Here is a 25133-nt window from a genome sequence, read left to right on the forward strand (position 1 = left end):
CCCGATGACCCGCCACGTTCGCACCCGGGGGACCGCCCGATGATCCGTTTCCTGCAGCCGTGGTGGCTGCTCGCCGTCCTCCCCGTGGTGCTCGTCGCGGGCTTCTACGTGTGGCGGCAGTTCCGCAAGCGGCAGTACGCGATGAAGTTCACCAACGTGAACCTCCTCCGCAGCCTCGCCCCCCGCGGCCTGGGCTGGCGCAAGCACGTCTCCGCCGCGGCCATGCTGCTCAGCCTGCTCGTGCTCGCGCTCGGCCTGGCCCGCCCGTCGATCGACAAGGAGGAACCGCTCGAGCGCGCGACCGTGATGCTCGCCATCGACGTCTCCCTGTCGATGGAGGCGGACGACGTCGCCCCCAACCGCATCGAGGCGGCGCAGGAGGCGGCCAAGGCGTTCGTCCAGGAGCTGCCCCCGACGTACAACCTGGGGCTGGTCTCCTTCGCCAAGTCCGCCAACGTCCTCGTCCCGCCGACCAAGGACCGCGCCGCGGTGGTCTCGGGCATCGACGGCCTCACCCTGGCCGAGGCGACCGCGACCGGCGAGGCGGTGTTCACGTCGCTGGACGCCATCCGCTCGGTGCCCAGCGACGGCGCCGAGGGTGCCCCGCCCGCCCGCATCGTGCTGCTGTCGGACGGCTACCGCACGTCGGGCCGCTCCGTCGAGGACGCCGCCTCGGCCGCCGCGTCCGCCAACGTGCCGGTCTCGACGATCGCCTTCGGCACGGACTCCGGCATCGTCGACATCCGCGGCGTCCTCCAGCGCGTGCCGGTCGACCGGCTGTCGCTGCAGCAGCTGGCGGAGAAGACGAAGGGTTACTTCTACGAGGCCGCTTCGGTGAGCGAGCTCAAGCAGGTGTACGAAGACATGGGCAGCTCGATCGGCCACCGTGTTCAGCCCCGCGAGATCACCCAGTGGTACGCCGGAGCAGCGCTGCTGTTCGGCCTCGCGGCCGCGGGCATGAGCCTGCTGTGGACCTCGCGCCTGCCCTGATCACGCACCGGATCTCGGCCGTGCGCGGCTTCCCCAGGGTTTGCCGTGTCGGCCCTCAAGTCTCCGCGGTGGGCGGCTTTCGAGCTCGGGCGCTCTTACTGGGGCCACCTTGTTGAGGGCGCTCCTACTGGAGGCTTGTGGGGGGCTCCTACTGGGGCCTCCCCTACTGGGGCCTCCTACTGGGGGCTCCTACTGGGGGCCTCTTACCCGGCGGCGAGACAGCTCGGGGTCGCGCGTTGGATCAGCGGTTCAGTGGGTGACCGACCGGCCTTGGTCGCCCCGATCAGCTTTCGTCGCTCCGGCCGGGTTTGCTGCACTGGCCGGGTTTGCTGCACTGGCCGGGTTTGTTGCGCCGGCCGGTTTTGTTGCGCCGGCCGGGGGCTCGGAGCCGAACCGCCCGGCCGGGGCGGGCCGGTGATGTGGCGTGTCGAGCGGCCCGGCCCAGGGGGCGGGTCGCGAAGTCGGGGTGATGGTGGCGGTCATGCGTTGTTGTGCGCCAGGACGAAGACGACGAGCACCCAGGCGGCGGCGATGGTGAAGCTCAGCGGGGCAAGAAAACGGCTCATGGCGATGACTTCCGACGGCAGCGGCGAACGGGGAGAAATGCGCACACGGCAGTCGTGACCGGAACCCTCTGCGCAGGCGCGGCGCCACCGTCCCGGGATGTCCGGCCCAGGACGGGACCGATGATCGAGCCGAGCACGGCACGAACTCCGGCAATGCACGAATGGCGACAGAAGGCAGAAAGCTGTGTCAGCGGCCTAAGCCCAGCGGCACTACGCCTCCACGCGACGGCGCGGGGCGAGGCGGTGACTCAGGACGGCTGACGAGCGGCCCGGCCACGACTAGGAGGATCGCTATCTCGCACAGCGATCACCTCCAGAACTAGTCGGGGCCGTAAGGAACCGTGGTGAAGAGTACCCCCTGTGAGCCAGGGGAAAAATCTGGACCGGGGTGTGCTGCGCCACGTGCGAAAGGGCCGTCGCCCCCGTATCTCCGGACGGCCGAAATCGTTTCCCCTCCGCCCGGTTACGCGTCGCTCATCTCGTCACTCGCGCCGGTGATCGGTCAGCGTCGCAGTGTTCGGCTTTCGTGCAACGCCCGGCCTCCGCGCACTGCTGCGGCGAGCAGGACGGCCAGCACCGGGAGCCAGGCGACACGCCAAGCCAGCCAGCTGTCGTCGCCGGGCGTGCCGATCATCCCGGGCAGGCCGAGCGGGCCCGAGGCGCCCGCGGCCAGGAGCAGCACGGATTGATGACCGAGGTAGACGGGGAGGGCGGCCCGGTTGAGCGCCGTCACCCAGCGTCGTGGCCGGCGGGCCGGCGAGCGCAGCAGCAGGAAGATGCCGACTTGCGCAACTGCCAGGGCGACGGCGGCCAGCGACGGCGGATCCAGGTTGGAACGCCCCGCCCCGGGGACACCGACGGCGCTGACCGGATAGCCGCCCACGGTGACGAGCGCGATCAGACTCGCCGAACCGGCCACGGCCAGCAGGACGGCGTGTCGGCGCTTGGCCAGGCGGCCCCGAGCCACGGCGACGCCCAGGCACCACGGGACTGCCCAGGCGGCGACCACGGCGAGGTGACCGATCGAGGCCGGCAGGGCGGCGGCGAGCACGGCGATCGTCGAGCCGTTGTCGCCATCGCCCGCCGGCGACATGCAGTCGAGCGCGGCGACGGCAGCGATCGCCACGGCGACTCCGGCGAAGAGCCATGGAATCTTGAGACGCCGGAGGGCGGGCGTGAGGAGCAGCAGCACGAAGTACGGGAGCAAGAACCACAGCGGACCCACCGCCAGCTTGCCCGCCGTGTGCAGGGTCACGCCGGAAACTCCCGCGGCCGCACCGAGGAACAGCGCGACGGCCCACGAGGCGAGGAACAACACCACGGCTTTGCAGGTACGTCCGGCGGCGCCCGCTCTGGTCGCGGTCGTGACGGTGCGTGCACGGCGGGGCCGAACGGCGAAGACCTGTCCCGTCGCCCTGGTGGGAGCCGTTGTGCTGCCTGCCCGAGTGGCCGCGAAGCCGCCCGCGAAGAAGAACAGGCCCAGCGTCTGAAGAACCCAGCTGACCGGCGCCGCCCCGGGCAGAACGGTGAGCGGACTCGTGGTGTGCAGGCCGTCCGGATGCATGACAAGTCCCGTGACGAGCCAGTGCCCGAGCACCACACCGACGATCGCCACCGCCCGTACGGTGTCGATGCTGCGATCACGACCGCCCGCCCCGGCGTCGGATGCCGGACGTGGCGCCGTGGCAGCGGACGAGTGCGGCGCCACGCCGGCCGCGGAGCTTGATCCGGCATCGGAGGCGGACGGGCGGCCGGGTTGGCGGTTCATGAAGCGGCTGAGTCGGCGGTTCATGAGGACAGGCCCGCGGTTCATGAGGAGGAGGCGTCGGCCGTTAGTGAGGACAGGCCGGAGGTCCATGAGGAGGACGGGTCGGCGGTTCATGAGGACGGGTCGGCGGTTCATGAGGCGGCCGGGGCGGGGACACGCCCGACGACGATGTCCGCCACCGCCGCGAGTGTCGGGCTTCCGGGGGCGAGGTAGCCGTCGTGACCGCGTACGCCGGTGGTGGGAAGCGGGACCGCCCCGAAAGCCGGCGCGGACGGACGGCGGCCGTGGCCCAGGTGGCCGAGGCGAAGTTGCGGAATGCGCCGGATCCAGTCGTCGGCCGCCAGGGCCGACCACACCCGGACGCCACCCAGCTCCGTCGCGCGCCGGACGCCCATCCCCGGCGCGCCGAGCGCCACGATGTCGTGCACCCGGGCGAGCCGGCAGGCGGCCAGCCCCGCGACCAGCGCGCCGTAGCTGTGCCCGATCATGGTGACCGCCGCGCCACGCGGGAGCGAACGGACGAAATCGCTCAGCGCGTCGGCCCCGGCCCGCGCGCGAAGATCGCGGGCCGCCTCGAGATCCAGCCCCGCGGGCGGGTCGTACCCGAGCCACGCCACCACAGCCACGCGCGCCCGCGGATCCGCGCGGTGGGTCGCGGCAAGGACAGCCCGAGCCTGTACGGCCGGAGCCCGCCCCGCCACGCCCCCGAGCCCCCGGTCGAAGTCGGCGAGCCGCGTGCTCACCCCCGGCACCAGAACCGCGATCCGCTCCGCATCCTCAAGATCGCCGACCACCTCGACGGCCCGCCCGGTCCCGCCCCCGTCGAACGCCAGGAACCGCCGCCCCGCCCGCACCCACGACGAGTACGGCTCCCCGGCAGCAACCATCGCCGCCCCCACCCGATCCGAACCGCCCGCCGACAATCCGAAGCCGCTCCAAGCGTCGGCTGCAGCGGCGGCAGTCGAGGTCTTATTGACGAGAGCTGCAGCGATGGTCGGCAAGGCCTTGCCGGCGAAGGCGTCGGGTGCGGCGGCGGGCGAAAGGGCGTCGTCCAAAGCGCCGGATGCAACGAGGGTGGGCGAGGTGGTGGCGTCGAAGGTGCCGGGTACGGCGGGGGCGGGCGAGGTGGTGTCGTCGGAGGCGCCGGGTGCGGCGGGGGCGGGCGAGGTGGTGTCGAGGGCGGTTTCGCCCGGGCGTCGGCAGGGTGGGGACGGATGCGGTGGCGGCGGCGCCGTGGCGGACGCGGTCAGCAGGACGGTCGACAGCAGCAGGATCGAGGTGGGTCGCATGCCGGGCAGCGTCCGGTGCAGGCGGCCCTCGCCGAATCACGCCGGAGCGCCGACTTCCGGCTGCTCCCGCAGTAGGCCCCCGCCCGTACCGCCGAGCGACGCGGGCGCTGGATGCCTCTCGCCGCCGCGGGGTGCTCGCCCTCAATGGGGGCGTGCGTGGCACAGCGGGACCTGGCCCGGCGGGGGCGGTCACGTGGGCGCTCAGGCGCGGGTGGTGACCAGGCCGGTCTCGTAGGCGAGGACGACGGCCTGGGCGCGGTCGCGGAGGGCGAGTTTGGTCAGGATGCGGGAGACATGGGTCTTGACCGTCTGCTCTGCCACGACGAGGGCGGCGGCGATCTCCTGGTTGGACATGCCGCGGGCGATGAGGCGCAGGACGTCGGTCTCGCGCGGGGTGAGGGCGTTGAGGACGGTCGGGTGCGGACGGTCCATGCGCGGGAGGGCCGCGAACTCCGAGATGAGGCGGCGGGTGACCGACGGGGCCAGCAGGCCGTCGCCGGCGGCCACGACGTGGACGGCGTGGACGAGGTCGGCGGCCGGGGCATCCTTGAGGAGGAAGCCGCTCGCGCCGGCGCGGAGGGCCGCGAAGACGTAGTCGTCGAGGTCGAACGTGGTGAGGATCAGGATCCGCGGGGACTCCCGGGAGGCGGCGACGATGCGGCGAGTGGCCTCGATGCCGTCCATGACCGGCATGCGAACGTCCATCAGCACCACGTCGGGCGCCAGCCGCCGGGTCTCCGAGACGGCTTGCTTCCCGTCGGCCGCGTCGCCCACGACGAGAAGATCGGGCTGCGCGGCCAGCAACGCCCCGAAGCCTTGGCGCACCATGGCCTGATCATCGGCGATCAGCAGCTTGATCACGTGGCCTCCCCGGACCGGGCCGATCCTTCCACGAACGACTCCGCCGCCCCCGGTGCCTCCGCGGGCCGAGGCGCCGGGCCGGCTCGCACGCCGCCGTCCGGCCCGGACCTCAACGGGAGCCGGGCCGCCACCAGATAACCGCCGTCCGGCTGCCGCCCGGCGTCGAGGGTGCCGCCCAGCGCCAGCGCACGCTCCCGCATGCCGTCCAGCCCGTGGCCGCCCTGCGACACCCCGGAGCCCGGTGGGGGCAGGTGAAGGTCAGTTTTCGGCTGGTGATCTGGCGGTGGACCGGGGTCCTGGTGCGCTGGGTGGGGGGCAGTTGTCGGCTGGTGGCCTGGCGATGGACTGGAGTCCTGGTGCGCTGGGCGGCGGGCAGCTGGCGGCTGGTGATCTGGCGGTGGACCGGGCTCCTGATGCGCTGGGCGGCGCGCATTTGTCGGCTGGTGACCTGGTGGTGGAACGGCGTCGTGGTGAGCTGAGGGGTGGTCAGCTGGGTGCCCGGATGGCGCCGGGTCGACGAGTGAGTGCGCGGGGAGGCGCGGGTGCGGGGGTGTCCCGGCGGACGGGACCGGGGCGGGGCCGTTGCAGATCTCCAGGAGCAGCGCCGCCGTGGTCGTGCGGATCGAGACGGTGGTGGGGCTGCCGGGTGCGTGGCGGGCCGCGTTGGCGAGGGCTTCCTGGACGATCCTGTACGCGGCGAGGCCCGTCGCCGCGGACACGTGTGACGGCGGGGGACCGGACTGCGGGCACGTCACGGGCATGCCGGCCCGGGCGGCGTTGGCGATCAGGGCCGGGACGTCGGCGAGCGTCGGCTGGGGAGTGAGTGGCGCCCGGTCCGGCTCGGCGCGCAGCACGCCGAGGAGGCGGCGCATCTCCGTCAGGGCCTCGCGAGCGGCGGCGGCGATGTCCTGGAACTCTGCCCGCGCCGGGTCGGGCACGCCGGGCACACGATAGGGCGCGGTCTCCGCCTGCACGGCGATCATCGACATGTGATGGGCGACCACGTCGTGCATCTCCCGGGCGATGCGGGTGCGCTCCTCCAGGACGGCGCGGCGGTCCTGCTCCCGCTCGGTCAGGCGGGTCTGCTCGTCCAGCTGCGCCTGGGCCCGGCGGCGGCGGGACAGCAGGTCGCCCGTGAGCGCGAGGGCGACGAGGAGCACCACGACGCCCCAGGCATTGGCGCGCGGAGCGAAGACGAACACGGGCACGATGCTGAGGGCCGTCGCCCAGGCGATGAAGGCGGTGCTCTCCCGCATCGTCAGGAGCGTGAAGACCGTCAGGAAGGCCAGGATCTGCACGGGGGTCCACGGCCACGACTCCTCCGGCGTGACGCGCGCGACGCCGACGAAGAGCAACGGCCACGCCAGCCGCCACGCCGTCAGGCGCAGCCCCGCCGCGGAGAGCACGATCGGCAGCATCACGCCGATCGACAGGAGCGCGGCGGGCCACGGCTTGATGCCGCGCGTGTCCATCAGGTAGGTCCCGTTGGCCAGCCCCAGGCTCACCAGCGCCAGCAGGCCGAGCGGTGTCCCGTACAGCCGGAGAGCAGGCGGGAGCCGCAGCCCGGCCGGCGGATGCCGACGGTCGGGACCGGCGACGAGCCGGCGCAGGGCTTGGAGGGCTTCCATGTCCGGGAGGCTACGACGGTGGCGGCGTTCCGTCGCCCCTCCTTGGTAGGGGGTGACCACCTTCTTTGGTAGGGGGTGGCCGTCCCGTCGCAGGCAGCGGCCGGGAAAATCGGGAGCGCAGGTCAGCATGGCGAACGTCTCGTCGAGCCGGTTCGCTCTTACTCGCCGGTACGGCCTAGTCTGCTGCCATCCCGTCGAGCCGGGCCGGTCGTGCACCGGGCCGGGGGCGGGTGCACGAGGCAGCGCGCCGGCCCACCGGCGTGAGCAGCAGCTACTAGTGAAGGAGCACCGCGTTGGCCCGCACCGTCCTGGTGACCGGAGGAAACCGTGGCATCGGCCTGGCCATCGCCCAGGCGTTCGCCAAGCAGGGTGACCGGGTGGCGGTCACCCACCGTGGCAGCGGCGCACCGGAGGGTCTCTTCGGCGTCGAGTGCGACATCACCGACCCGGCCGCCGTCGACGCGGCGTTCACCACGGTCGAGAAGGAGCTCGGTCCGGTCGAGGTGCTGGTCGCCAACGCCGGGATCACCGACGACACGCTGCTGCTGCGCATGTCGGAGGAGCAGTTCACCCGGGTGCTCGACACCAACCTGACCGGGTCCTTCCGGGTCGCGAAGCGCGCCAGCTCCAAGATGCTGCGCGCCAAGTGGGGCCGGATCATCTTCATCTCCTCGGTCGTCGGGCTCTACGGCGGCCCCGGCCAGGTGAACTACGCGGCGAGCAAGGCCGGCCTGGTCGGCATGGCCCGCTCGATCACCCGTGAGCTGGGCAGCCGTAACATCACCGCCAACGTGGTCGCCCCGGGCTTCATCGCCACCGAGATGACCGACGTGCTGTCCGACGCCCGCAAGGAGGAGATCCTCAAGGCGATCCCCGCCGGGCGGCTCGCGACGCCGGACGAGGTCGCTCAGGCGGTCACCTTCATCGCCGGTGACAGCGCGGCCTACATCTCGGGCGCGGTGATCCCGGTCGACGGCGGCCTCGGCATGGGCCACTGACCTCCGGCGTCGTCCCGTCCGGCGGTCCGAGCGTGGGCCGCTGACCGGTGGCGTCGCCGGTTGCGCGGCCTGAACGAGGGCGTTGCCAGGTGCGGTGGCCTGATGGTGGGTCGTTGACCGGGGGCGTTGCGGGCGCGGCTCGGGCGAGGGGTGGGCCGCCGGCGGGGTGTCGCTGAGTGCGGCGGCGCGGGCGAGGGTTTTGCCGGGCGCGGCGGCTGGGCGGGGTCATCGACCGCCGGGGCGCTGAGCACGGCGGTGGGGAATGAGACTGCGGTTGCGGTTCACGCAGCGGCCGTGGTGAGCACGGCGGGCCGTGGAGCCGCGGCCGTGGAGACGGTGGCAAGGAAACACGACGCGGATCGCACCGCGCAGAACCATCCGGCGGCGGGCATCGACAGGCGCGCGCCATCGACGAGTGACAACACAGGAGATTTCGTGTCTGGACTGCTGGCCGGCAAGCGGCTGCTCATCACCGGCATCATCACCGACCAGTCGATCGCGTTCTCGGCGGCGAAGCTGGCCCAGGAGAACGGCGCGACGGTCGTGCTGACCGGCTTCGGCCGGCTGTCGCTGGTCGAGCGCATCGCGAAGCGGCTGCCGGAGCCCGCGCCGGTGATCGAGCTGGACGTCACCGACCCCGAGCACCTGGCCGCCCTCGAGGGCAAGGTCCGCGAGCACGTCGACGGGCTCGACGGCGTGGTGCACTCCATCGCGTTCGGGCCGCAGAGCGTGCTCGGCGGCGAGTTCCTCAACGCCGGCTGGGCCGACGTGGCGAAGGCGCTCGAGGTGTCGACCTTCTCCTACAAGGCGCTCGCCACGGCCTGCCTGCCGCTGATGGGCGGGGGCGGCAGCATCGTCGGCCTGACGTTCGACGCGACGAAGGCCTGGCCGGTCTACGACTGGATGGGCGTCGCCAAGGCGGGCCTCGAGTCGGCGTCCCGCTACCTCGCGCTGCACCTGGGTAAGCACGGCGTGCGCAGCAACCTGGTGTCGGCCGGACCGCTGCGCACGATGGCGGCCAAGTCGATCCCGGGCTTCGAGCAGTTCGAGGAGGCGTGGCAGGACCGGGCGCCGCTCGGCTGGGATCTCACCGACCAGGAGCCGGCGGGCCGGGCGATCTGCGCGCTGCTGTCGGACTGGTTCCCGGCCACGACCGGCGAGATCGTGCACGTCGACGGCGGCTACCACGCGCTCGGCGCCTGAGCGAGCTGCTTGAGCGAGCTGCCTGAGCGAGCCGCCTGATTGAGCCGGCCAAGCGAGACGGCTGAACGGGCGGAGCAGAGAGCGACCAAGGCGAGGGGTCGTGCGGACGCGCGGCCCCTTTGTCATGCACGAACGAAAGAGCCTAGCCTCCTAGGAAGCCATACGCGGAGTGACTCTGCGCGTATTGGAAAGCGGAGCGACGCTGTGCGCGCCAGGGAAGCGGAGCGACGCTGCACTCGCTGGGAGAACCGCACGCGAGCTGGCTCGTGCTGAGAAGCCAACATGCGTAGCTGCGCACGCGCGGAGCGACGTCGCGTACGTGTCAAGGAGCCACGCGCGGTGCGACGGTGCGTATGGGAAGGAAGCCCGGTGCCGGCTTGGCGATTCGCTGGGCTTGGGCGGTGTCATCTCGCCTGGGAGCAACGGAAAGGGGCTTGATGCAGGGCTGCCATGGCGGGAATTCGATGCGGTGCCGCGTGATCTTGTGCGGAGGGGAGGATCGGCCGAACGGGAGGGAAGGAAAGATCCGACCGTGCGGCAGGTACTGAACGAACGGCCCAGGGCCACAACGGCACCCCCGATAGCGGGAAAAGTCTGACTTGTGACCCGTATCGGGAAACGAAAGATCTTTCGCATTCCGCGGGCTTACCGTTCGCCTCGTGGTGCATACGCGAGTGTTTCGTGATGACGACTCGGGACAGCCCCGGCGCATGGTGGCCTTTGCCGCCGTGCTGCTCGCCCTGGCGCTGATAGGGCCGCCCACCGCAGCTCAGGCAGCCCCCGCCACCGTCTCGACGACAGCGCAGGGCCTCCGCACCGATCTGACGCTGCTCGGCCTCCCGGTCAACCTGCTGACCACGACGCAGAGTACGTGGCAGACCGGCCAGCTTGCCAACACCCAGCAGGTCGCCAACGTCGGTGTCCCGAACGTGCTCGGCACGGGCGCGGTCACCGCACGGACCGGCCCGGACTCCACGAGCAACGGCGGCACGGCGCGCGCCGAGGTCGCCGGGCTCAATGTGCTCGGGACCGGAACGCTCGGCCTCGACGCCGTCGACACGTCGTGCACGATGTCGCCGACGGCGGTCACCTCCGACACCGACGTCGCCAATCTCAGGGTGGCCGGGGCGACGGTCAACCCCTCGACGGGCCTGAACCTCAACGTGCCCGGGGTGCTGACCGGCGTGCTCGACCGGCGGACGGCGACCTACAACGCCACGACGGGCCGGCTGTCGTACACCGTGCAGGGTCTCAATCTGGAGCTGCTGGGCGGCACCAACGGCGCGCTGGCCAAGGGCACCGTCGTGGTGGCGGAGTCGACCTGCTCGGGTTACGTGAAGTTCGGGGCGGTCGGCACGAGCGCGAAGACCGTCGTTCCGGGCACCACCGGCACGCCGACGGTGACGGTGACGAACGCGGGCGAGATCGCCGCGCCGAACACGGTGATCACGATCCCGGCGCCGCCCACCGGCTACACGCTGGGGGAGGTCACGACGACCGGGGGCGGCACCTGTTCGACGGCGAGCACCACGCAGATCCGCTGCACCGGCGTCACCGTGCCGGGCGGCGGCAGTGTCACCGTGTCGCTGCCGGTGGCGGTTGCGGCGAACGCGGCCGGCGCGGCGAACTGGTCGCCCGCGGACGGGAGCATCACGGCGGTCAGCACGCCGTTCCCGGCGGTGGCGGACACCACGATCTCGGTGCGGGGCGAGGGCCGGCTGGTGACGGTCGGGGACGCGCAGACCACGCGGAGCACGATCACGGTGTCGCAGATGACGCTGCCGGCGGGCAAGTCCGCGTCGACGCCGATCACGGTGACGAACGAGGGCCCGTCGGATGCCACGACGACGGTCACGGTGCCGCTGGCCGGGCGGCCCGACGGTGTGACGATCACCCGGGCCGTGGTGGGCAGCAACCCGTGCACGGTCACGAGTGCCGCGATCACGTGTTCCGGGGTGACGGTGCCCGCGAACGACAGGATCGAGATCACGGTCACGGCCGCGGCGACCACGACCACCCCGCCGGGTACGACCTGGGACGTCAGCAACATCACCGCGACCCTCAACGGCTTCGCGGCGACCGGCGGCGGGCGCCTGCTGACGGTCAGCGACCCGGACGTCAACCTCACCAACGGCCTGACGATCATGCCGGTGACCGCGATCCCGGGTGGAGCCGCGGCCACCGCACGGATCCGCGTCCAGAACCAGGGTCTGCTGAACGGCACGGGTACGGTCACGATCCCCGCCCCGCCCGCGGGCTACACGGTCGGGACCGTCACGACCACCGGCGGCGGGACGTGCACGAACGGCCCGACCAGCATCTACTGCGAGAACGTCACGTTCCCGCGGCAGGGCGCGACGACGGTCTCCGTCCCGGTCACCCTCGCTCCGGACGTGACGGCGAACTGGGTCACCACTCCGACCCGCCCGGTCAGCGCGACGAGCGGCGACTCCACCGGCCAGACGACGGGCACCCTGGTCACCGCCGACCCGCAGTGGACCTTCTCGGTGGACGCGACCCCGCCCGCACCCCGGACCGTACGCCCGGGGCAGAGCACGACGATGAGCGTCACCATCACGAACGAGGGGCCCTCGGACGCCGGCGAGTCGGTGTTCACGGTGCTGGCGCCGCGCTCGACGACCTTCGGCACGCTGACCGCCCCGGCGAGCCAGCAGTGCACGGTCACCGGCCCGACGGCTTTGCGCTGCACGGTGTCCCTGGACGCCGGTGACGGCGTCACCTACACGCTGCCGCTCAATGTCTCCGCCCAGGCCGATGCGAGCACCCCGCTGGACGGCGGCTGTGTGAGTTACAACGACGCCGACTGCGCCGACCCGGAGGACGACCCGCTGCCCGGCATCCAGCTGCGCACCCCGCTGGCGAACCGCCTGACCGAGACGCTGGTCGCGGCGACGATCACGCCGGGTACGACCGGCATCGCCCGCGTCCGCCTCGAGTCGACGCAGGACGAGGACGATCTCACGGTCACGATCCCGCTGGGCGCCCTGCCCGACGGCTGGACGGTGACCGCGCCGGGCTGCACGGTCACCGCCAGCGCCGTGACGTGCACCGGCGTCGATCTGCAACCGGACGAGCCGCGTGACCTGACGCTGACCGTCGCCGTGCCCGCCGGCGCGACCCCGCCGGCCCGATGGACCGCCGCCGGCGTCGAGGTGACCGACGGCGACGAGGAGATCAGCCGCGACGGCGACCTGGCGATCGCCGGTCCGCCCGTCACCGACCTCACGGCGACGGTCACCGGCCCGCCCGACAACACCGTGCTCCCGGGCGGGACGACCGAGCTCACCGTCGTGGTGGCCAACGGCGGCCCGAGCGACGCGGCCGACGCGAGCGTCGTGGTCATCGCGCCGGCCAGCACGACGTTCGGCACTCCGGCGAGTCCGTGCGTGCTGAGCACCGAGCGCCGGGCGGTGTGCACGATCGACGTCGCCGCGGGTACGCAGGCGCCCGAGTTCCGGCTCCCGCTGGTGGTGTCGCGCGGGGCGGACCCGTTCACCCCGCTGGGCGGCGGCTGTGTCGACCTCGACGGGGTTTCCGGCTGCGGCCCGGACGACGAGCCCATCGACGCGATCGTGCTGCAGGTGCCGTTCGACCGGCAGGTGACGCTGGATGCCACGCAGGCCACCGTCACGCCCGGGCGGCAGGACGTGGCCACTGTCACGGTGACCGCGGCGCACGGGAACCTGGACGGCATCGCGGTGTCCGTACCCCTCAATGGGTTGCCCGGGGGGTTGACGGTCCGGACGCAGTCCGCCACCAACGGCGGGACGTGCACCGCGACTGCCACGCAGATCACCTGCACCGGGCTGACGATCCCGGACGGCACCACCGCCACCGTGTCGCTGGGCGTGGCGGCGGCCCCGTCGGCCGTCCAGGGCCTGCCGTGGACCGCCGATCCGGTCACCGTGAGCCGCGGCACCCAGTCTGTGAGCGCACGGGAGCGGCTGGCGGTCGTCGGCGCGCCGGTGTACACCCTGGATGTCGACTCCACGCCGCCGGCCGATCCGGTGCCGCCGGGCGGGACGGGCACGTTCACGGTGAGCGTCGACAACACCGGCCCGTCGGACGCCACCGACGAGACGATCAGCGTGCTGGCGCCGGACGGCGGGACGTTCGGGCCGCTCAGCGGTCCCACCGCGCAGTACTGCCGCGTCGTGAGCCCCGGCCGGGTGACCTGCACCTTCGATCTGCCGGTCGACGCGCCCGCGATCGACCTCGCCCTGCCGATCGTGGTGTCCGGCGGCGCCGACCCGGCGCAGCCGCTCGACGGCGGCTGCGTGGACCTGGACAACGACGGCGTGTGCGGCACCGGCGACGACCCGCTGCCGCCGCTCGTGCTGGCCACGCCCTTCGACCGGCAGCTCGACATCAGCACCGGCCCGGCGCGGGTGACGCCGGGCACCACGGGCAACGCGGTCGTGCTGCTGTCGGCGAGCCCGGCGCAGACCGGCCTGACACTGACGATCCCGCTGGACGGCAAGCCCGACGAGATGACGCTGGGCACGGTCACCGCGACGCCGGCGGCAAGCTGCGCGGTCACCGCGACCGCCATCACCTGTACGAACGTCAGCGTCCCCGCCTCGGGCGCCACCATCACGGTCCCGGTGAGCGTCGCGGCCGGCGTCCAGGGCACGCTGGTCTGGTCGACGCGGGCGATCACCGCCACCAACCAGGCCGGTGACCAGGCGACGGGCGCGGGGCTGCTGGTGCGTACGGGCGACCCGGACTACACCCTGGACGCGCAGGTCACCGGGCCCGCGCCGGGCACGGTCCTGCCGGGCGACACCACGAGCATGCGGGTGACGCTCACCAACGCCGGCCCGTCGACGGCCACGGACGCCCTGGTCACGCTGCGGGCGCCGGTGGGCACCGCGTTCGGCACCCTGGCGGCGCCGCTGGCGGACTCGTGCACGCGCGCCTCGGCGACCCGGATCAGCTGCTCGGTGACGCTCGGGGTGGCCCCGGCGAGCCTGGTGTGGGACGTGCCGATCGTGGTGCCGGGCAACGCCGACCCGGGTCAGGCGCTCACCGGCGGCTGTCTCGACCTCGACGGCGACGCGGCGTGCGGGGGCACGGCCGACCGGGCGCTGCCGGACATCCAGCTGGCCACGCCGCTGGGCCGGATCGCGACGGTCACCGCCACGAACACGCCCGTCGTGCCAGGACGCACGGCGACCACGACGGTGACGGTGGCGCTGAGCCAGGCGCGTACGGGCGTGCGGGTGACGATCCCGCGCGACGCGTTGCCGGCCGGCGTGACCACGACGGCGATCGCGGCCGACGGTGCCACGTGCACGACGTCGGACGACGCGTACAGCTGCGGGGACTTCTCGATCGCCGCGGGCGACAGCGTCGCGCTGCGGGTCACGGTGGCTGCCTCGGCGGCGGCCGACCCCGGTGCGGTGTGGGCTCCGGCGGTGACGGTTGCGCGTGGCGGCGAGAGCTTCACGCGTACGGTGTCCGCGGCGACCGTGGCCGACGCGGACGCGCCCCTGACGGTGACCGTCGTCGGTCCCGCACCGGGCACGGTGACGCCGGGCTCGGCCGCCGACCTGGCGATCACGGCCACGAACCCGGGGCCCTCGGACGCGCGCAACGCGGCTCTGATCTTCCGGGCGCCGGGTGGCACGACGTTCGACCCGGCGTACGCGCTGCCGCGGTTCTGCACGCGGGCGTCCGCGACGCGGGTGGACTGCACGCTCGACGTGGTCGCGGCGGGCACGAACCGGCAGTGGACGCTGCGGATCCTCGTGCCCGGCACGGCCGACCCGGACGAGCCGGTCGACGGGGGCTGCATCGACACCAACCGCGACAACGTCTGCACGAGCCCGCCGGACAACCCGCTGCCCGACATCGAGCTCGGCGCGGAACTGGAGGGCACGCTGGGCGTGGGCACCCGCTCCGGGACGGCGACGCCGGGCCTGGCGGGCACGGGCTACGTGGTCGTCACCGCGCAGCGCGCCGCCACGGGGCTGACGGTGACCGTACCGCTGGGGCAGCTCCCGGCCGGCTTCACGGTGACCTCCGCGACCGGCCCGAGCGGCTCGGCGTGCCAGGTGCAGGCCGCCCAGGTGGTGTGCACCGGCGTGACCCTGGTCGCCGGCACGAACCAGGCCGTCGCGCTCGGCGTGTCCACGGCCTCGTCGCTGGCCGCCGGGGTCACCTGGAACCCGACCGGCATCACGGTCAGCCGGGGCGCCGGCGACACCGCGCAGGGCAGCGGCCCGGTCGTGGTGACCGGCCCGCCGGTGCCCGGGGTGCGGATCGTGCTGACCGGCCCGACCGACCCGGTGCCGCTGGGCACGACCACGGTGGTGACGGCGACGATCACCAACGTGGGCCCGTCCGACGCCACCGGCACGACGACCACGGTGACCGCGCCGAGCCAGACGACCTTCGGCACGCTGTCCGGGCAGGCCGCGATCGACTGCACCCCGGTCAGCAGCACCCAGCTGACCTGCCGCTTCGACCAGGCGGTCGGCGCGGCGGCCCGGATCTGGCAGCTGCCGGTCGTGGTGCCCGCCGACGCGGACCCGTCCCAGCCGGCCGGCGGCGGCTGCGTGGCGCTCAACGGGTCGAGCACGTGCCTGACGACGTTCGAGCTCGCCGACGAGCAGGCCCTCTACCAGCCGCTGCGCAACACGGTGACGATCGACACCACCCCGGTGGAGGTTGCCCCCGGCGACGCGGGCGAGCCGCAAATCACGATCACCGACACGAGTACGCGCGACGGCCTGAGCCTGGTCGTGCCGCTCGAGACGCTGCCGGACGGCTTCACGGTGAGCGCCGCGACGTCGGAGTCGAGCTCCGGTGAGGCCTCCAACGGCACCTGTGCCGTCTCGGCGTCCCAGGTCCGGTGCACCGACATGGCCGAGGAGGAGGGGACGGTCACGATCACGCTGACCGTCGCCGTGGCCGACTCGGTCAGCGCCGACGCCAAGTGGACGGCGACGAACATCACGCTCAACGACGACAGCAGCGCCACCGACCAGCTGGTCGCCTCGGGCGTGCTGGTCACCACGGGCGGCGACGCGGACACGGTCACCACGACCTTCGGCACGCCGACGGTCAACCCGGCCGCGCCCGGGCAGCGCACGGTGCTGCCGATCCGGCTGCGCAACCCCGGCCCGGACGCCGCGAGCCCGCACGTCATGACGCTCAAGGTGCCGTCCGGGCTGACCCCGGGCTCGCCGCTGCCGTCGGACTGCGTCTGGGACGAGGGAAACAACGTCGTCACCTGTACGCGCGACCTGGCCGTCGGGGCCTCGTACACGTACAACATCCCGTTCGTCGTCGGGCGCACCGTGAGCGTCGGCACGGTCATCACCGGCGGCTGCCTGGACGCCGAGCCGGCCAACAACAGCTGCTCGGACGCCGAGGACCAGGCGATGCCCGCGATCTCGGTGGTGTCCTCGCGGGTCGACCTCGAGCTGGGTGTCAAGCGCAAGACGACGACCGCCCGCCCCGGGGGCACCGTGCTGCTGAAGCTGCCGTACAGCAACAACGGCTCGCAGACCGCGGCCGGCATCACCTTCAGCATCGACCCGCCGGCCGGGGTCAACCTGGCGCTCGCCCGGGTGCTGCTCGATGCCTCCGGATCCGACGCCGGGCTGGTCACCATCGACTGCATGCCCGACGAGACGGGCGACGCGAACGCCGTGGTCTGCGACGGCCCGGACGCGCCGGTGGGCGCCACCAGCGAGCTGTGGCTCAGCATGCAGATCACCTCGGCGGCGAAGAAGGGCGTCCAGCCGGTACGCGTGACGATCAGCACCACCAGCGCCGAGGGCAATGTGGTCAACAACACGATCGAGGCGCTGCTGTCGATCGCGGGCAGCTCGGACGGCACGCCCACCGACAGCTCCAACTCGGGGGGCGGCGGCGGGGACAACCTGCCCAAGACCGGTCAGAACCTGCTCGGGCTGCTGTTCCTGTCGGTGCTGCTGGTGGTCGGCGGCGTGATGCTGCGAGTGGGGGCGCGGACGCGGAAACAGTGACGTCGGTTGCTGATCGGCGGGGTGGACGGGCGCCATCGGGCCGGGCGAGGGAGGATGGTCCGGTGGCGTACGACGCGTTTCTCCTGCTCTCCTTCGGCGGCCCCGAGCATCCCGACGACGTGATGCCGTTCCTGCGCAACGTGACGCGCGGGCGCGGTGTCCCCGAGGAACGGCTCGCCGAGGTCGCCGAGCACTACTACCACTTCGGCGGGGTGTCGCCGATCAACCAGCAGTGCCGGGACCTGCTCGCCGCGGTCCAGGCCGACTTCTCCGCCCACGGGGTGGGCCTCCCGGCGTACTGGGGGAATCGCAACTGGGGCCCGATGCTGGCCGACACCGTGGCGCAGATGCGCGACGACGGGATCACGTCGGCGCTGGGCTTCGCGACCAGTGCGTACGGGGGCTATTCGTCCTGCAAGCAGTACTGGGAGGACATCGCCCAGGCCCGCGCGAAGGTCGGCCCCGGCGCCCCGGCGATCACCAAGCTGCGGCAGTTCCACGACCACCCGGGCTTCGTCGGCCCGCACGTCGAGGCGGTCCGCGCCGCGCTCGGCACGCTGGACCCGGCGCGCCGGTCGAGCACCCGCCTGGTGTTCACCGCGCACTCGATCCCCAACTCGATGGCGGCCACGGCCGGCCCGACCGGCGGCCGCTACGAGGCGCAGCTCAACGAGACCGCCGCGCTGGTGCACGCCCAGGCGGCGAACGACCTGCCCTGGGACCTGGTGTGGCAGAGCCGCTCCGGCCCGCCGCAGGTGCCGTGGCTCGAGCCCGACATCAACGACCACCTCCAGGCCCTGGCCAAGGAGGGCGTGACCGACGTCGTGGTCAGCCCGATCGGCTTCGTCTCCGACCACCTCGAGGTCATCTGGGACCTCGACAACGAGGCCAAGGAGACCGCCGAGGAGCTCGGCCTCGGCTATGCGCGCGCGGCGACGCCCGGCACCCACCCGGCCTTCGTCACGATGATCCGCGAGCTCGTGCAGGAGCGCACCGCGGGCGTCGACCGCGACCGGCTCGGTAGTCTGCCGGTCTGGGACGTCTGCCCGGCCGACTGTTGCCCGGCCCCGCAACGACGAGGAGCCTCATGACCGAGCGCAAGGCCATCGAATCCTGGCTGACCGACATGGACGGAGTCCTCGTCCACGAGGGCGTGCCGGTGCCGGGGGCCCCGGAGTTCGTCAACCGGATGAAGGAGAGCGGCAAGCCCTTCCTCATCCTGACCAACAACTCCATCTACACGCCGCGTGACCTGCAGGCCCGCCTGGCCCGCATGGGCTTCGACGTGCCCGAGCAGTCGATCTGGACGGCCGCGCTGGCGACCGCCCAGTTCCTGGCCGACCAGCGGCCGGGCGGCACGGCGTACGTGATCGGTGAGGCCGGGCTGACCACGGCCATGCACGCGGCCGGCTACATCCTCACCGAGTTCTCGCCGGACTATGTCGTGCTCGGCGAGACGCGCACCTACAGCTTCGAGGCCATCACCAAGGCCGTCCGGCTGATCAACGACGGCGCCCGCTTCATCTGCACGAACCCCGACGCCACCGGCCCGTCCAACGAGGGCGCGCTGCCGGCCGCGGGCTCGGTCGCCGCGATGATCAGCAAGGCGACCGGCGTCGAGCCCTACTTCGTCGGCAAGCCCAACCCGATGATGATGCGCTCGGCGCTCAACGTCATCGGCGGCCACAGCGAGAGCACCGCCATGATCGGCGACCGGATGGACACCGACGTGCTGTGCGGGCTCGAGGCCGGCCTGGAGACGATCCTCGTGCTGACCGGCATCAGCACGCGCGAGGAGAGCGAGCGCTATCCCTACCGCCCGTCGCGCATCGTCAACAGCGTCGCGGACCTGATCGGCGAGATCTGACGATCCTCACCGCCCGCGGCGCCTCGTCGCGGGCCTGATCCTCTTCGCGCGTGGCGCGTTGTGCACAGCGTCCGCTCCTCCCCACCCGCGGCGCATTGTGCACAGCGTCTGCTCCTCTCCGCCCGCGGCGCATTGTGCACGGCGTCTGCTCCTCACGGCCCGTGGCGATCGGTGCGGGCTGGTCGGCCGGATCCGGTCACCCTGGTCCTCCCGCGGGGGCCAGGGTCTTCCGCATCACCCAGCGATGCTTGCCGATCGGGCGATCACGGACAAAACCCAGCTTCTCGTACGTCGAGAGCGCCCCGTGGAACAGAAACCCGGCCGCCACGGACCCGGCAGGCTCCGGGTAGCCCTCGACGACGCCCCCACCCGACCGGGCGATCAGGCCGAGCGCCCCGGCCAGCGCGGCCGTGGCGACCCCTTGCCGCCGGTGCCCCTTGCCGACGAAGTGGCACGCGATCCGCCAGTCGGGCAGGGCGACGAGGCTCTTCTCGTACGCGGCCCTGTTCTTGATCGCCGGCACCTCCCGGGGCCCGCCGAACTGACACCACCCGACGCAGTCGTCCCCAGCGAAGACGAGTGCCGCGTGGGCGGTGCCCGTGCGCACCCGTTGCTCCTTGGCAGCCCTGTTCCGGGCGGGGTCGCCGCGGGACAGCCCCCCGTGAAAGCCCATGCACCAGCAGCCGCCGAAGACGCCGTTGTTCCGCTCGACGAGGGCGGCGAACGCGTCCCAGGTCGACGCGTCCAGGGGCCGGATCTCGTACGTCACGCTTGTACCTCCCGTTACGTCATAGTCCATAGTCGGGGAAGCGCAAGCACATCCGGAGCGGGAGGCCCGCCATGGAGATCTCAGCGCAGGAGCCGCTTCCGGCGGTGCACTACGACGTCATCGGGTCCGCCTACCCGGCGACGCGGCGCACCGAGCCCCGGATCGCCGCGCGCATCTGGGCGGCGCTCGGCGACGCCCGGACGGTGCTGAACGTCGGCGCGGGCACCGGCTCCTACGAGCCGCCGGACCGCGACGTCACCGCGGTCGAGCCGTCGGCGGTCATGCGCGCGCAGCGCCCCGCCGCAGCCGCGCCCTGCGTGGCCGCCGCGGCGGAGCATCTGCCCTTCGCCGACCGGTCCTTCGACGCCGCGATGGCGGTCAGCACCGTCCACCACTGGCCCGACCCGGTCGCCGGCCTGCGCGAGCTGCGCCGGGTGGCACGCCGCGTGGTGGTCTTCACCTACGACGCCGACGAGCCCGGCTGGCTCGACCGGTTCTGGCTCACCCGCGACTACCTCCCCGAGTTCGCCGGCCTGCTCACCGGGCGCCCCGCCCTGGCCGACCTGGCCCACGCGGCGGGCGGCCGCACCGAGCCGGTGCCGATCCCGTGGGACTGCGCCGACGGCTTCTTCGAGGCCCACTGGCGCCGCCCCGAGGCCTACCTGCACCCGCACGTACGCCGAGCCGTGTCGGTCTGGACCCGAGTCGGCCCGGCCGCCGAGCAGCGCGCCGTGCAAGCCCTGCGCATGCGGGGGCCGTGCGCACCGAGACCGGCGGAGACACGTGACCAGGCCCGGCCGGGCAGAGCAGCTATCAAATCGTCAGCGCGGGCGGTGCCCATGCTGGTGGTGATCATATCGTCGTTGCGGCGAGTCGCGACCATATACGCCTGATCATGGCTTTCCAGCCAGACCCGCAGTGATTTCGACTGGCCGTAGGCCTCGTCCATGCTCACCCAGCCCGGGCGGATCCCGGCCGCGAACGCCCGGCTGAGCATGCTGCGGGCGATCTGCACCTTGGTCGCGAACTCGACCTCGTCCGGAACACCGGCGGCCCGGCAGCGATCGCGGTCGTCAGTCCAAGCTTGCGGCAAATACAGCTGCCGATCGATCAGCGCGTGGCCCTGCTCGAACGGGTAAGCCAAGGACACCCCGACCTGGCAGTTCTCTATCCGGCCGGCGGTCCCGGAGTACTGCCGGGCCACGCCGACTGACTTGACGCCCTTCTTCAAAAACCCCGTGTCGTCGATGATCAGCACCGCCTGCGGGTCATGTAACTGTTCGACAACGTAATCACGCACGTCGTCGCGGACCTTGTCGACGTCCCAGTCCGCCCACCGCAGCAGTCGTTGCATGCCGTCGGGTGAGACGTCACCGGCCTGCTCAGCCAGGGTCCAGCCGTTCTTACGGTTCAACCCGGCGACCAGCCCGGACAGGTACTGCCGGGCACGCCGCCGAGGCTCTGACCGAGCGAAACGGTGAGCGAACCGGCCATGCAACCGGTCCAACTCTGCCGACCAGTCCGACATCGACGTCCACCATGACCGGCTCAACGAGCCGATCATCGATACGTTGTCCCTGCTTAATGCCGTTGCAGTATTAGGGCCTGCCTTGATGAACCTCGCGGTTCGAGCACGGCACAGAAAGACGACGATTTATGCACCGATACCGGCGCTTAACGCCTACCTCCCCGACGAACTTCGAGGACCGCGCCTAAATGGACGAAGAGCAGCTGAGCAAACGCCGAGAGTAGGCGACCTCAACAGGGTTAAGTAACACGGATCAGTTATAGTTGACGAATCGCTACCTTGCGTCCACACTAGACACCTACATCTAACCCGAGTTAGAGGTGCATTAACGGCAATGGCACGAAAGAGTGAAGCAGAGTTAGCAAGCTGGATCGGTAAGGCCAGCGATGCCGAAGATGCCCGGTACGAGTGGACGAAGCGTCAGATCGGCGATGTCCTCAGTGGTACGTCTTTCGGCGGCGCTTCTTACGATGTCTACGCCAAGGGCTCGTACCCGAATCACACGAACGTCGTCCGAGACAGTGATGTAGACATCGCGGTCGAGCTGACGAGTATCACCCATAATGAGTTTGAGCATGGCGCACAAGGCCTGTCCTTGCATGAGGTAGGCATAAGCCCATACATGGGATCATACAACCTCGTTCAGTTTAAGAATGACGTTGAATCGGCTCTCGTGCGTCGCTTTGGAAGAGCGGCTGTCGAGCGAGGCAACAAGGCCCTCCACGTTCACGAAACCAGCCGCAGTCTTAAGGCGGATGTGGTGGTTTGCCAGACACTATACTCACACATGAGCCGTACGTCTTACCGGCAAGGGATTTGGATTCATCCTGATCGAGGGCCGGGCATCGAAAACTTCCCGAAGCAGCACCTCAGCGAAGGCATCCAAAAGAACGATCGAACATTTCGACGATACAAGCGCACGGTCCGCATCCTTAAGCGCCTTGAGAACGAGATGGTTGAGCGAGGCGTTATGGAAGCGGTGCCATCCTTTTTGATCGAATCACTGGTCTGGAATCTGCCGAACCGCATTTTAAGTGACGGCAGCACCTGGACAGCGCGGGTTGATCAGGGTCTGCGGCATATCTATTCCACCCACAAGGAACGTGACGAGTGGCTGGAGGCTAATAACATAAAGTTCCTCTTCCATGCCTCACAGAAGTGGGACGAGGACGAGGCGGACAACTTTGCTCGTGAGGCTCACAGCTATCTGGGGTTCTCCTGATGCCAAGCGCCCCGTGGACGCGAGCCATAATCTTCCTTGCCGCAGGCATATGGTTCGTGGCGGCCTTCTTCATCGGCGTGCCGGTGGATCGCGTTTGGCTCAAGTACCTCGGCGGTACCGCCTCTGTGGTCGTCATCCTGCTACTCGCCTTTGACCTCTTCATCTGGCGATGGTTACCTAAGTGGCTTGTGAAGCGACCCAATATCCGAGGTACCTGGAAGGCAACTCTGCAGTCAAACTTTATCGGACAGGACGGCAAGCCGGTCGAGAAGGTTTGCTATATCGTAATCCGGCAAAACTATTCCAAGATATGCGTCGAGATGTTATTCGACATCTCTAATTCAGTGTCGGCGAGTGCGGAAATTGTCCAAGGCAACGGCCGGCCGGCGCTTTGGTACACCTACCGCAGCGAAGCGCACGCGCTCAAACAGGAAGGCAATCCACCCCATCGCGGCGCAACCACTTTGTATATCGCAGATACCCCGCGCGTCGCGCTTGAGGGCGACTATTGGACTGAGCGGAACACGACGGGCCGCATTGAGACGAGCGGACGCAATAAGAAGCTGGCTGACAGTTTCCGAGGAGCTGGGCAGCTGACCTATAAGTAATTAGCGGCCACAACAGGTGAAGGTGCCGTCTGATACTGACTCTCAAACGAGCCCGGTCGACTCGGTAAACGCCTTTCACTGGCTGGTCAGCTCACCGACCGTCGCTGCCGCGTTCGGCACAATCGACCGCTTCCTCGACACCGTCGCCTGACTGGCCCGCAATGCATCGGCTCGGCCTGATCCAAGTCCCGCTGCCGGAGCGCCTCAATGAGCGGCACATGGTCTCAGCGACAGCGCACCGGCAGGCCCGGCCTACCTACACCCACCGCAACCAGACTCGGCCGGGCGTCACGCACGCCGACATGAACGACCACGACGAGACCGGCGAGATCGTCATCGACTCCGTGACGGGGACTTGACCGGCCGGTGCTTCAAGTTTCGCCGTGGCCAGACACACTCACCGTGAAACGTGCGTGACTCCGGTCTTGCAGTAGGGGGCGCAGGTACCCAGGCGGATGAGCGCATCACCGGGTTGAAGCCATGCGCGTACGGCCTACGCGCTAAGAAGTGCGGATCGGCCGCTTCATTCAAGACCAACGACCGACCCCGAAAGAATGACGAGTCACCCTCCGATACGCCAATAGTGTCGTACGCCCCACCTAAAGTGCCGTCTGTGCAGAACTTGGAGATGTCTTTTCACGAACCCCTGTCCCTGCAGATCGCGCATCATGCGTACCGCGCTAGCCGGCTCTTCGGGAGCTGGGCCTCTGTATGGCGTACAACCCGCAGCTGATGCGAGAGCGCGTATCCGGCACATCGCACCGCACGCGAGTCCCCCGTAGCGCCGTGCTCGAGGCACGGCAGGAGATAAGAAATACGCTCCGCTCTGTCGCGCGATCGGTGCCACGCGGCCGAGGTGTCGCCCCGTCGGAAGCGTCCCCGGAGGCGCTGGCGACGTTCATCTCGGCCAACGCCGGATGGCTGAGCAGCCAGGAAGCCGGTCGTGACGCGGCTTGCCGTCTGGCAAGCCTTGTGAACCGTCCCGATGTCTGGGAACTGGTGTCAACAAGCCGTGCAGGATGGATTTACATTGGATCGTGCCCCGTGAGGACTGAGGCCCTCGAGGAATGCCGCGAGCGACTCTATCTCCAGGAAGGCGCCGCCACCGTTCGGTGCAGGAATTGCATGACGGAGGGATCGATTGAGTGGTGGCGAGCGAAGGTCGCGGGGAACTCTCAGGCATGGATAGACGCGCAAGCGCTGGCCGTGTACTTAACCCGCCGATGGGGTCGTAGCGTCGCCCCGACCCAGATTCGTTCCTGGGCGAGGCGGAATTGTCAGACGGGGGTGGCCTCCCGGCGAAATGACGTCCGCGGCAGTCGTACCCTGTACGACTTCGACAGCGTTGTCGAGTGGGCCCGACTCGTGTGGGGCCCGCCTGCGGAAGGTTAAAATTGAACCTACAGGCGGGGAATGGAGTAACGTTGTCCGTACAGTTGTGGGACAAGGATTGGACTTTTCGGCATCTGCTGGAGACTGGTGCACGCTTCGCACTGGACGCCGCTGGCTTTGCCGGCCAAGTCAATGCCTATCTCGTCGGGCTACCTGCTGGCGACCAGGATATCGCCGCGGTCCGACCGCGCACTGCAAGCAACCGTGATGATCCGAAAGATATTGCTGGTCGGCTGCGGTTCGACGTGATCGAGGCGATCGTGCAAGATCTTGGTGGCTCAGAACCGGATGATCGGGCCGACTTCCGATACAGCCTAGCTCTGGAACAGCATCTCAACTATGTGCATTCCGGACTAGGCTGGCACTACTTTGTGGCTCCTCAATCTTCGCGGATAGGAGACCGCTACGTTTACGGCGTCCTGGGCG

16 protein-coding genes and 2 pseudogenes are annotated in these 25133 nt (G+C 70.5%); 11 read left to right on the plus strand and 7 right to left on the minus strand.

Annotated features, from left to right (window positions below; genetic code table 11):
• The first annotated feature begins 39 nt into the window (after positions 1–39).
• Positions 40–990, plus strand: a complete 951-nt coding sequence (locus RBH18_RS22755; protein ID WP_306211005.1) for a VWA domain-containing protein — start codon at positions 40–42, stop codon at positions 988–990.
• Positions 991–1469: 479 nt separating this feature from the next.
• Here the strand turns inward: RBH18_RS22755 and RBH18_RS22760 are convergent, their stop codons facing one another.
• From RBH18_RS22760 to RBH18_RS22780, 5 genes are all read right to left on the minus strand, one after another.
• Positions 1470–1601 carry a hypothetical protein gene (locus RBH18_RS22760; protein ID WP_306211007.1) on the minus strand — a complete coding sequence of 44 codons (132 nt, stop codon included), beginning with the start codon at positions 1599–1601 and terminating at the stop codon, positions 1470–1472.
• Between the two features lie 457 nt (positions 1602–2058).
• The gene (locus RBH18_RS22765; protein ID WP_456237633.1) at positions 2059–3171 is read right to left on the minus strand and encodes an acyltransferase family protein; all 1113 of its coding nucleotides are present in this window, start codon (positions 3169–3171) and stop codon (positions 2059–2061) included.
• A 284-nt stretch (positions 3172–3455) separates the two neighbouring features.
• Positions 3456–4613, minus strand: coding sequence for an alpha/beta hydrolase (locus RBH18_RS22770; RefSeq protein ID WP_306211011.1), 1158 nt, complete (start codon positions 4611–4613; stop codon positions 3456–3458).
• A 201-nt stretch (positions 4614–4814) separates the two neighbouring features.
• Positions 4815–5474, minus strand: coding sequence for a response regulator (locus RBH18_RS22775; RefSeq protein WP_306211013.1), 660 nt, complete (start codon positions 5472–5474; stop codon positions 4815–4817).
• On the minus strand, positions 5471–7102 hold the full coding sequence (locus tag RBH18_RS22780; RefSeq protein ID WP_306211015.1) for a histidine kinase: 1632 nt from the start codon (positions 7100–7102) through the stop codon (positions 5471–5473). Before RBH18_RS22780 ends, RBH18_RS22775 begins: the two co-directional genes overlap by 4 nt.
• Positions 7103–7395: 293 nt before the next feature.
• Between RBH18_RS22780 and RBH18_RS22785 the strand changes: the two genes are divergently transcribed.
• From RBH18_RS22785 to RBH18_RS22805, 5 genes are all read left to right on the plus strand, one after another.
• Positions 7396–8100 (plus strand): beta-ketoacyl-ACP reductase, encoded by a 705-nt coding sequence (locus RBH18_RS22785; protein ID WP_305786508.1) that lies wholly within the window; start codon positions 7396–7398, stop codon positions 8098–8100.
• 435 nt (positions 8101–8535) lie between these two features.
• Positions 8536–9303, plus strand: coding sequence for an enoyl-ACP reductase FabI (gene fabI / locus RBH18_RS22790; RefSeq protein ID WP_306211018.1), 768 nt, complete (start codon positions 8536–8538; stop codon positions 9301–9303).
• A 659-nt stretch (positions 9304–9962) separates the two neighbouring features.
• Positions 9963–17321 carry a hypothetical protein gene (locus RBH18_RS22795; RefSeq protein WP_306211020.1) on the plus strand — a complete coding sequence of 2453 codons (7359 nt, stop codon included), beginning with the start codon at positions 9963–9965 and terminating at the stop codon, positions 17319–17321.
• Positions 17322–17383: 62 nt separating this feature from the next.
• The gene (locus tag RBH18_RS22800; protein WP_306211022.1) at positions 17384–18412 is read left to right on the plus strand and encodes a ferrochelatase; all 1029 of its coding nucleotides are present in this window, start codon (positions 17384–17386) and stop codon (positions 18410–18412) included.
• Positions 18355–19188, plus strand: coding sequence for an HAD-IIA family hydrolase (locus RBH18_RS22805; RefSeq protein WP_372338968.1), 834 nt, complete (start codon positions 18355–18357; stop codon positions 19186–19188). The genes RBH18_RS22800 and RBH18_RS22805 overlap by 58 nt, the downstream gene beginning before the upstream one ends.
• Before the next feature lie 196 nt (positions 19189–19384).
• On the opposite strand, the gene RBH18_RS22810 is transcribed toward RBH18_RS22805, so the two are convergent.
• Positions 19385–19957, minus strand: coding sequence for a GNAT family N-acetyltransferase (locus tag RBH18_RS22810; RefSeq protein WP_306211026.1), 573 nt, complete (start codon positions 19955–19957; stop codon positions 19385–19387).
• A 110-nt stretch (positions 19958–20067) separates the two neighbouring features.
• Between RBH18_RS22810 and RBH18_RS22815 the strand changes: the two are divergent.
• A pseudogene (locus RBH18_RS22815) lies at positions 20068–20700 on the plus strand (class I SAM-dependent methyltransferase); the annotation flags it as partial.
• Positions 20701–20705: 5 nt separating this feature from the next.
• Here RBH18_RS22815 and RBH18_RS22820 read toward each other — a convergent pair.
• Positions 20706–21498, minus strand: a pseudogene (locus RBH18_RS22820) (IS701 family transposase); the annotation flags it as partial.
• Positions 21499–21819: 321 nt separating this feature from the next.
• On the opposite strand from RBH18_RS22820, the gene RBH18_RS22825 reads away from it, so the two are divergent.
• The 4 genes from RBH18_RS22825 to RBH18_RS22840 all read left to right on the plus strand — a co-directional run.
• The gene (locus RBH18_RS22825; protein WP_306211028.1) at positions 21820–22707 is read left to right on the plus strand and encodes a nucleotidyltransferase family protein; all 888 of its coding nucleotides are present in this window, start codon (positions 21820–21822) and stop codon (positions 22705–22707) included.
• 56 nt (positions 22708–22763) lie between these two features.
• On the plus strand, positions 22764–23315 hold the full coding sequence (locus tag RBH18_RS22830) for a Cap15 family cyclic dinucleotide receptor domain-containing protein (protein ID WP_306211029.1): 552 nt from the start codon (positions 22764–22766) through the stop codon (positions 23313–23315).
• A 218-nt stretch (positions 23316–23533) separates the two neighbouring features.
• On the plus strand, positions 23534–23674 hold the full coding sequence (locus tag RBH18_RS22835; protein ID WP_306211031.1) for a hypothetical protein: 141 nt from the start codon (positions 23534–23536) through the stop codon (positions 23672–23674).
• A gap of 1065 nt (positions 23675–24739) precedes the next feature.
• On the plus strand, positions 24740–25133 hold a 394-nt coding region (locus RBH18_RS22840), incomplete at its 3' end, for a hypothetical protein (protein ID WP_306211033.1).

The organism is Actinoplanes oryzae (assembly GCF_030757795.1).
In the GTDB taxonomy this organism is placed as follows: domain Bacteria; phylum Actinomycetota; class Actinomycetes; order Mycobacteriales; family Micromonosporaceae; genus Actinoplanes.

Coding starts and splice junctions, on each gene's coding strand:
- RBH18_RS22755 (WP_306211005.1), top strand. CDS start 40: ATGATCCGTTTCCTGCAGCCGTGGTGGCTGCTCGCCGTCCTCCCCGTG.
- RBH18_RS22770 (WP_306211011.1), bottom strand. CDS start 4,613: ATGCGACCCACCTCGATCCTGCTGCTGTCGACCGTCCTGCTGACCGCG.
- RBH18_RS22780 (WP_306211015.1), bottom strand. CDS start 7,102: ATGGAAGCCCTCCAAGCCCTGCGCCGGCTCGTCGCCGGTCCCGACCGT.
- RBH18_RS22825 (WP_306211028.1), top strand. CDS start 21,820: ATGGCACGAAAGAGTGAAGCAGAGTTAGCAAGCTGGATCGGTAAGGCC.
- RBH18_RS22835 (WP_306211031.1), top strand. CDS start 23,534: ATGGTCTCAGCGACAGCGCACCGGCAGGCCCGGCCTACCTACACCCAC.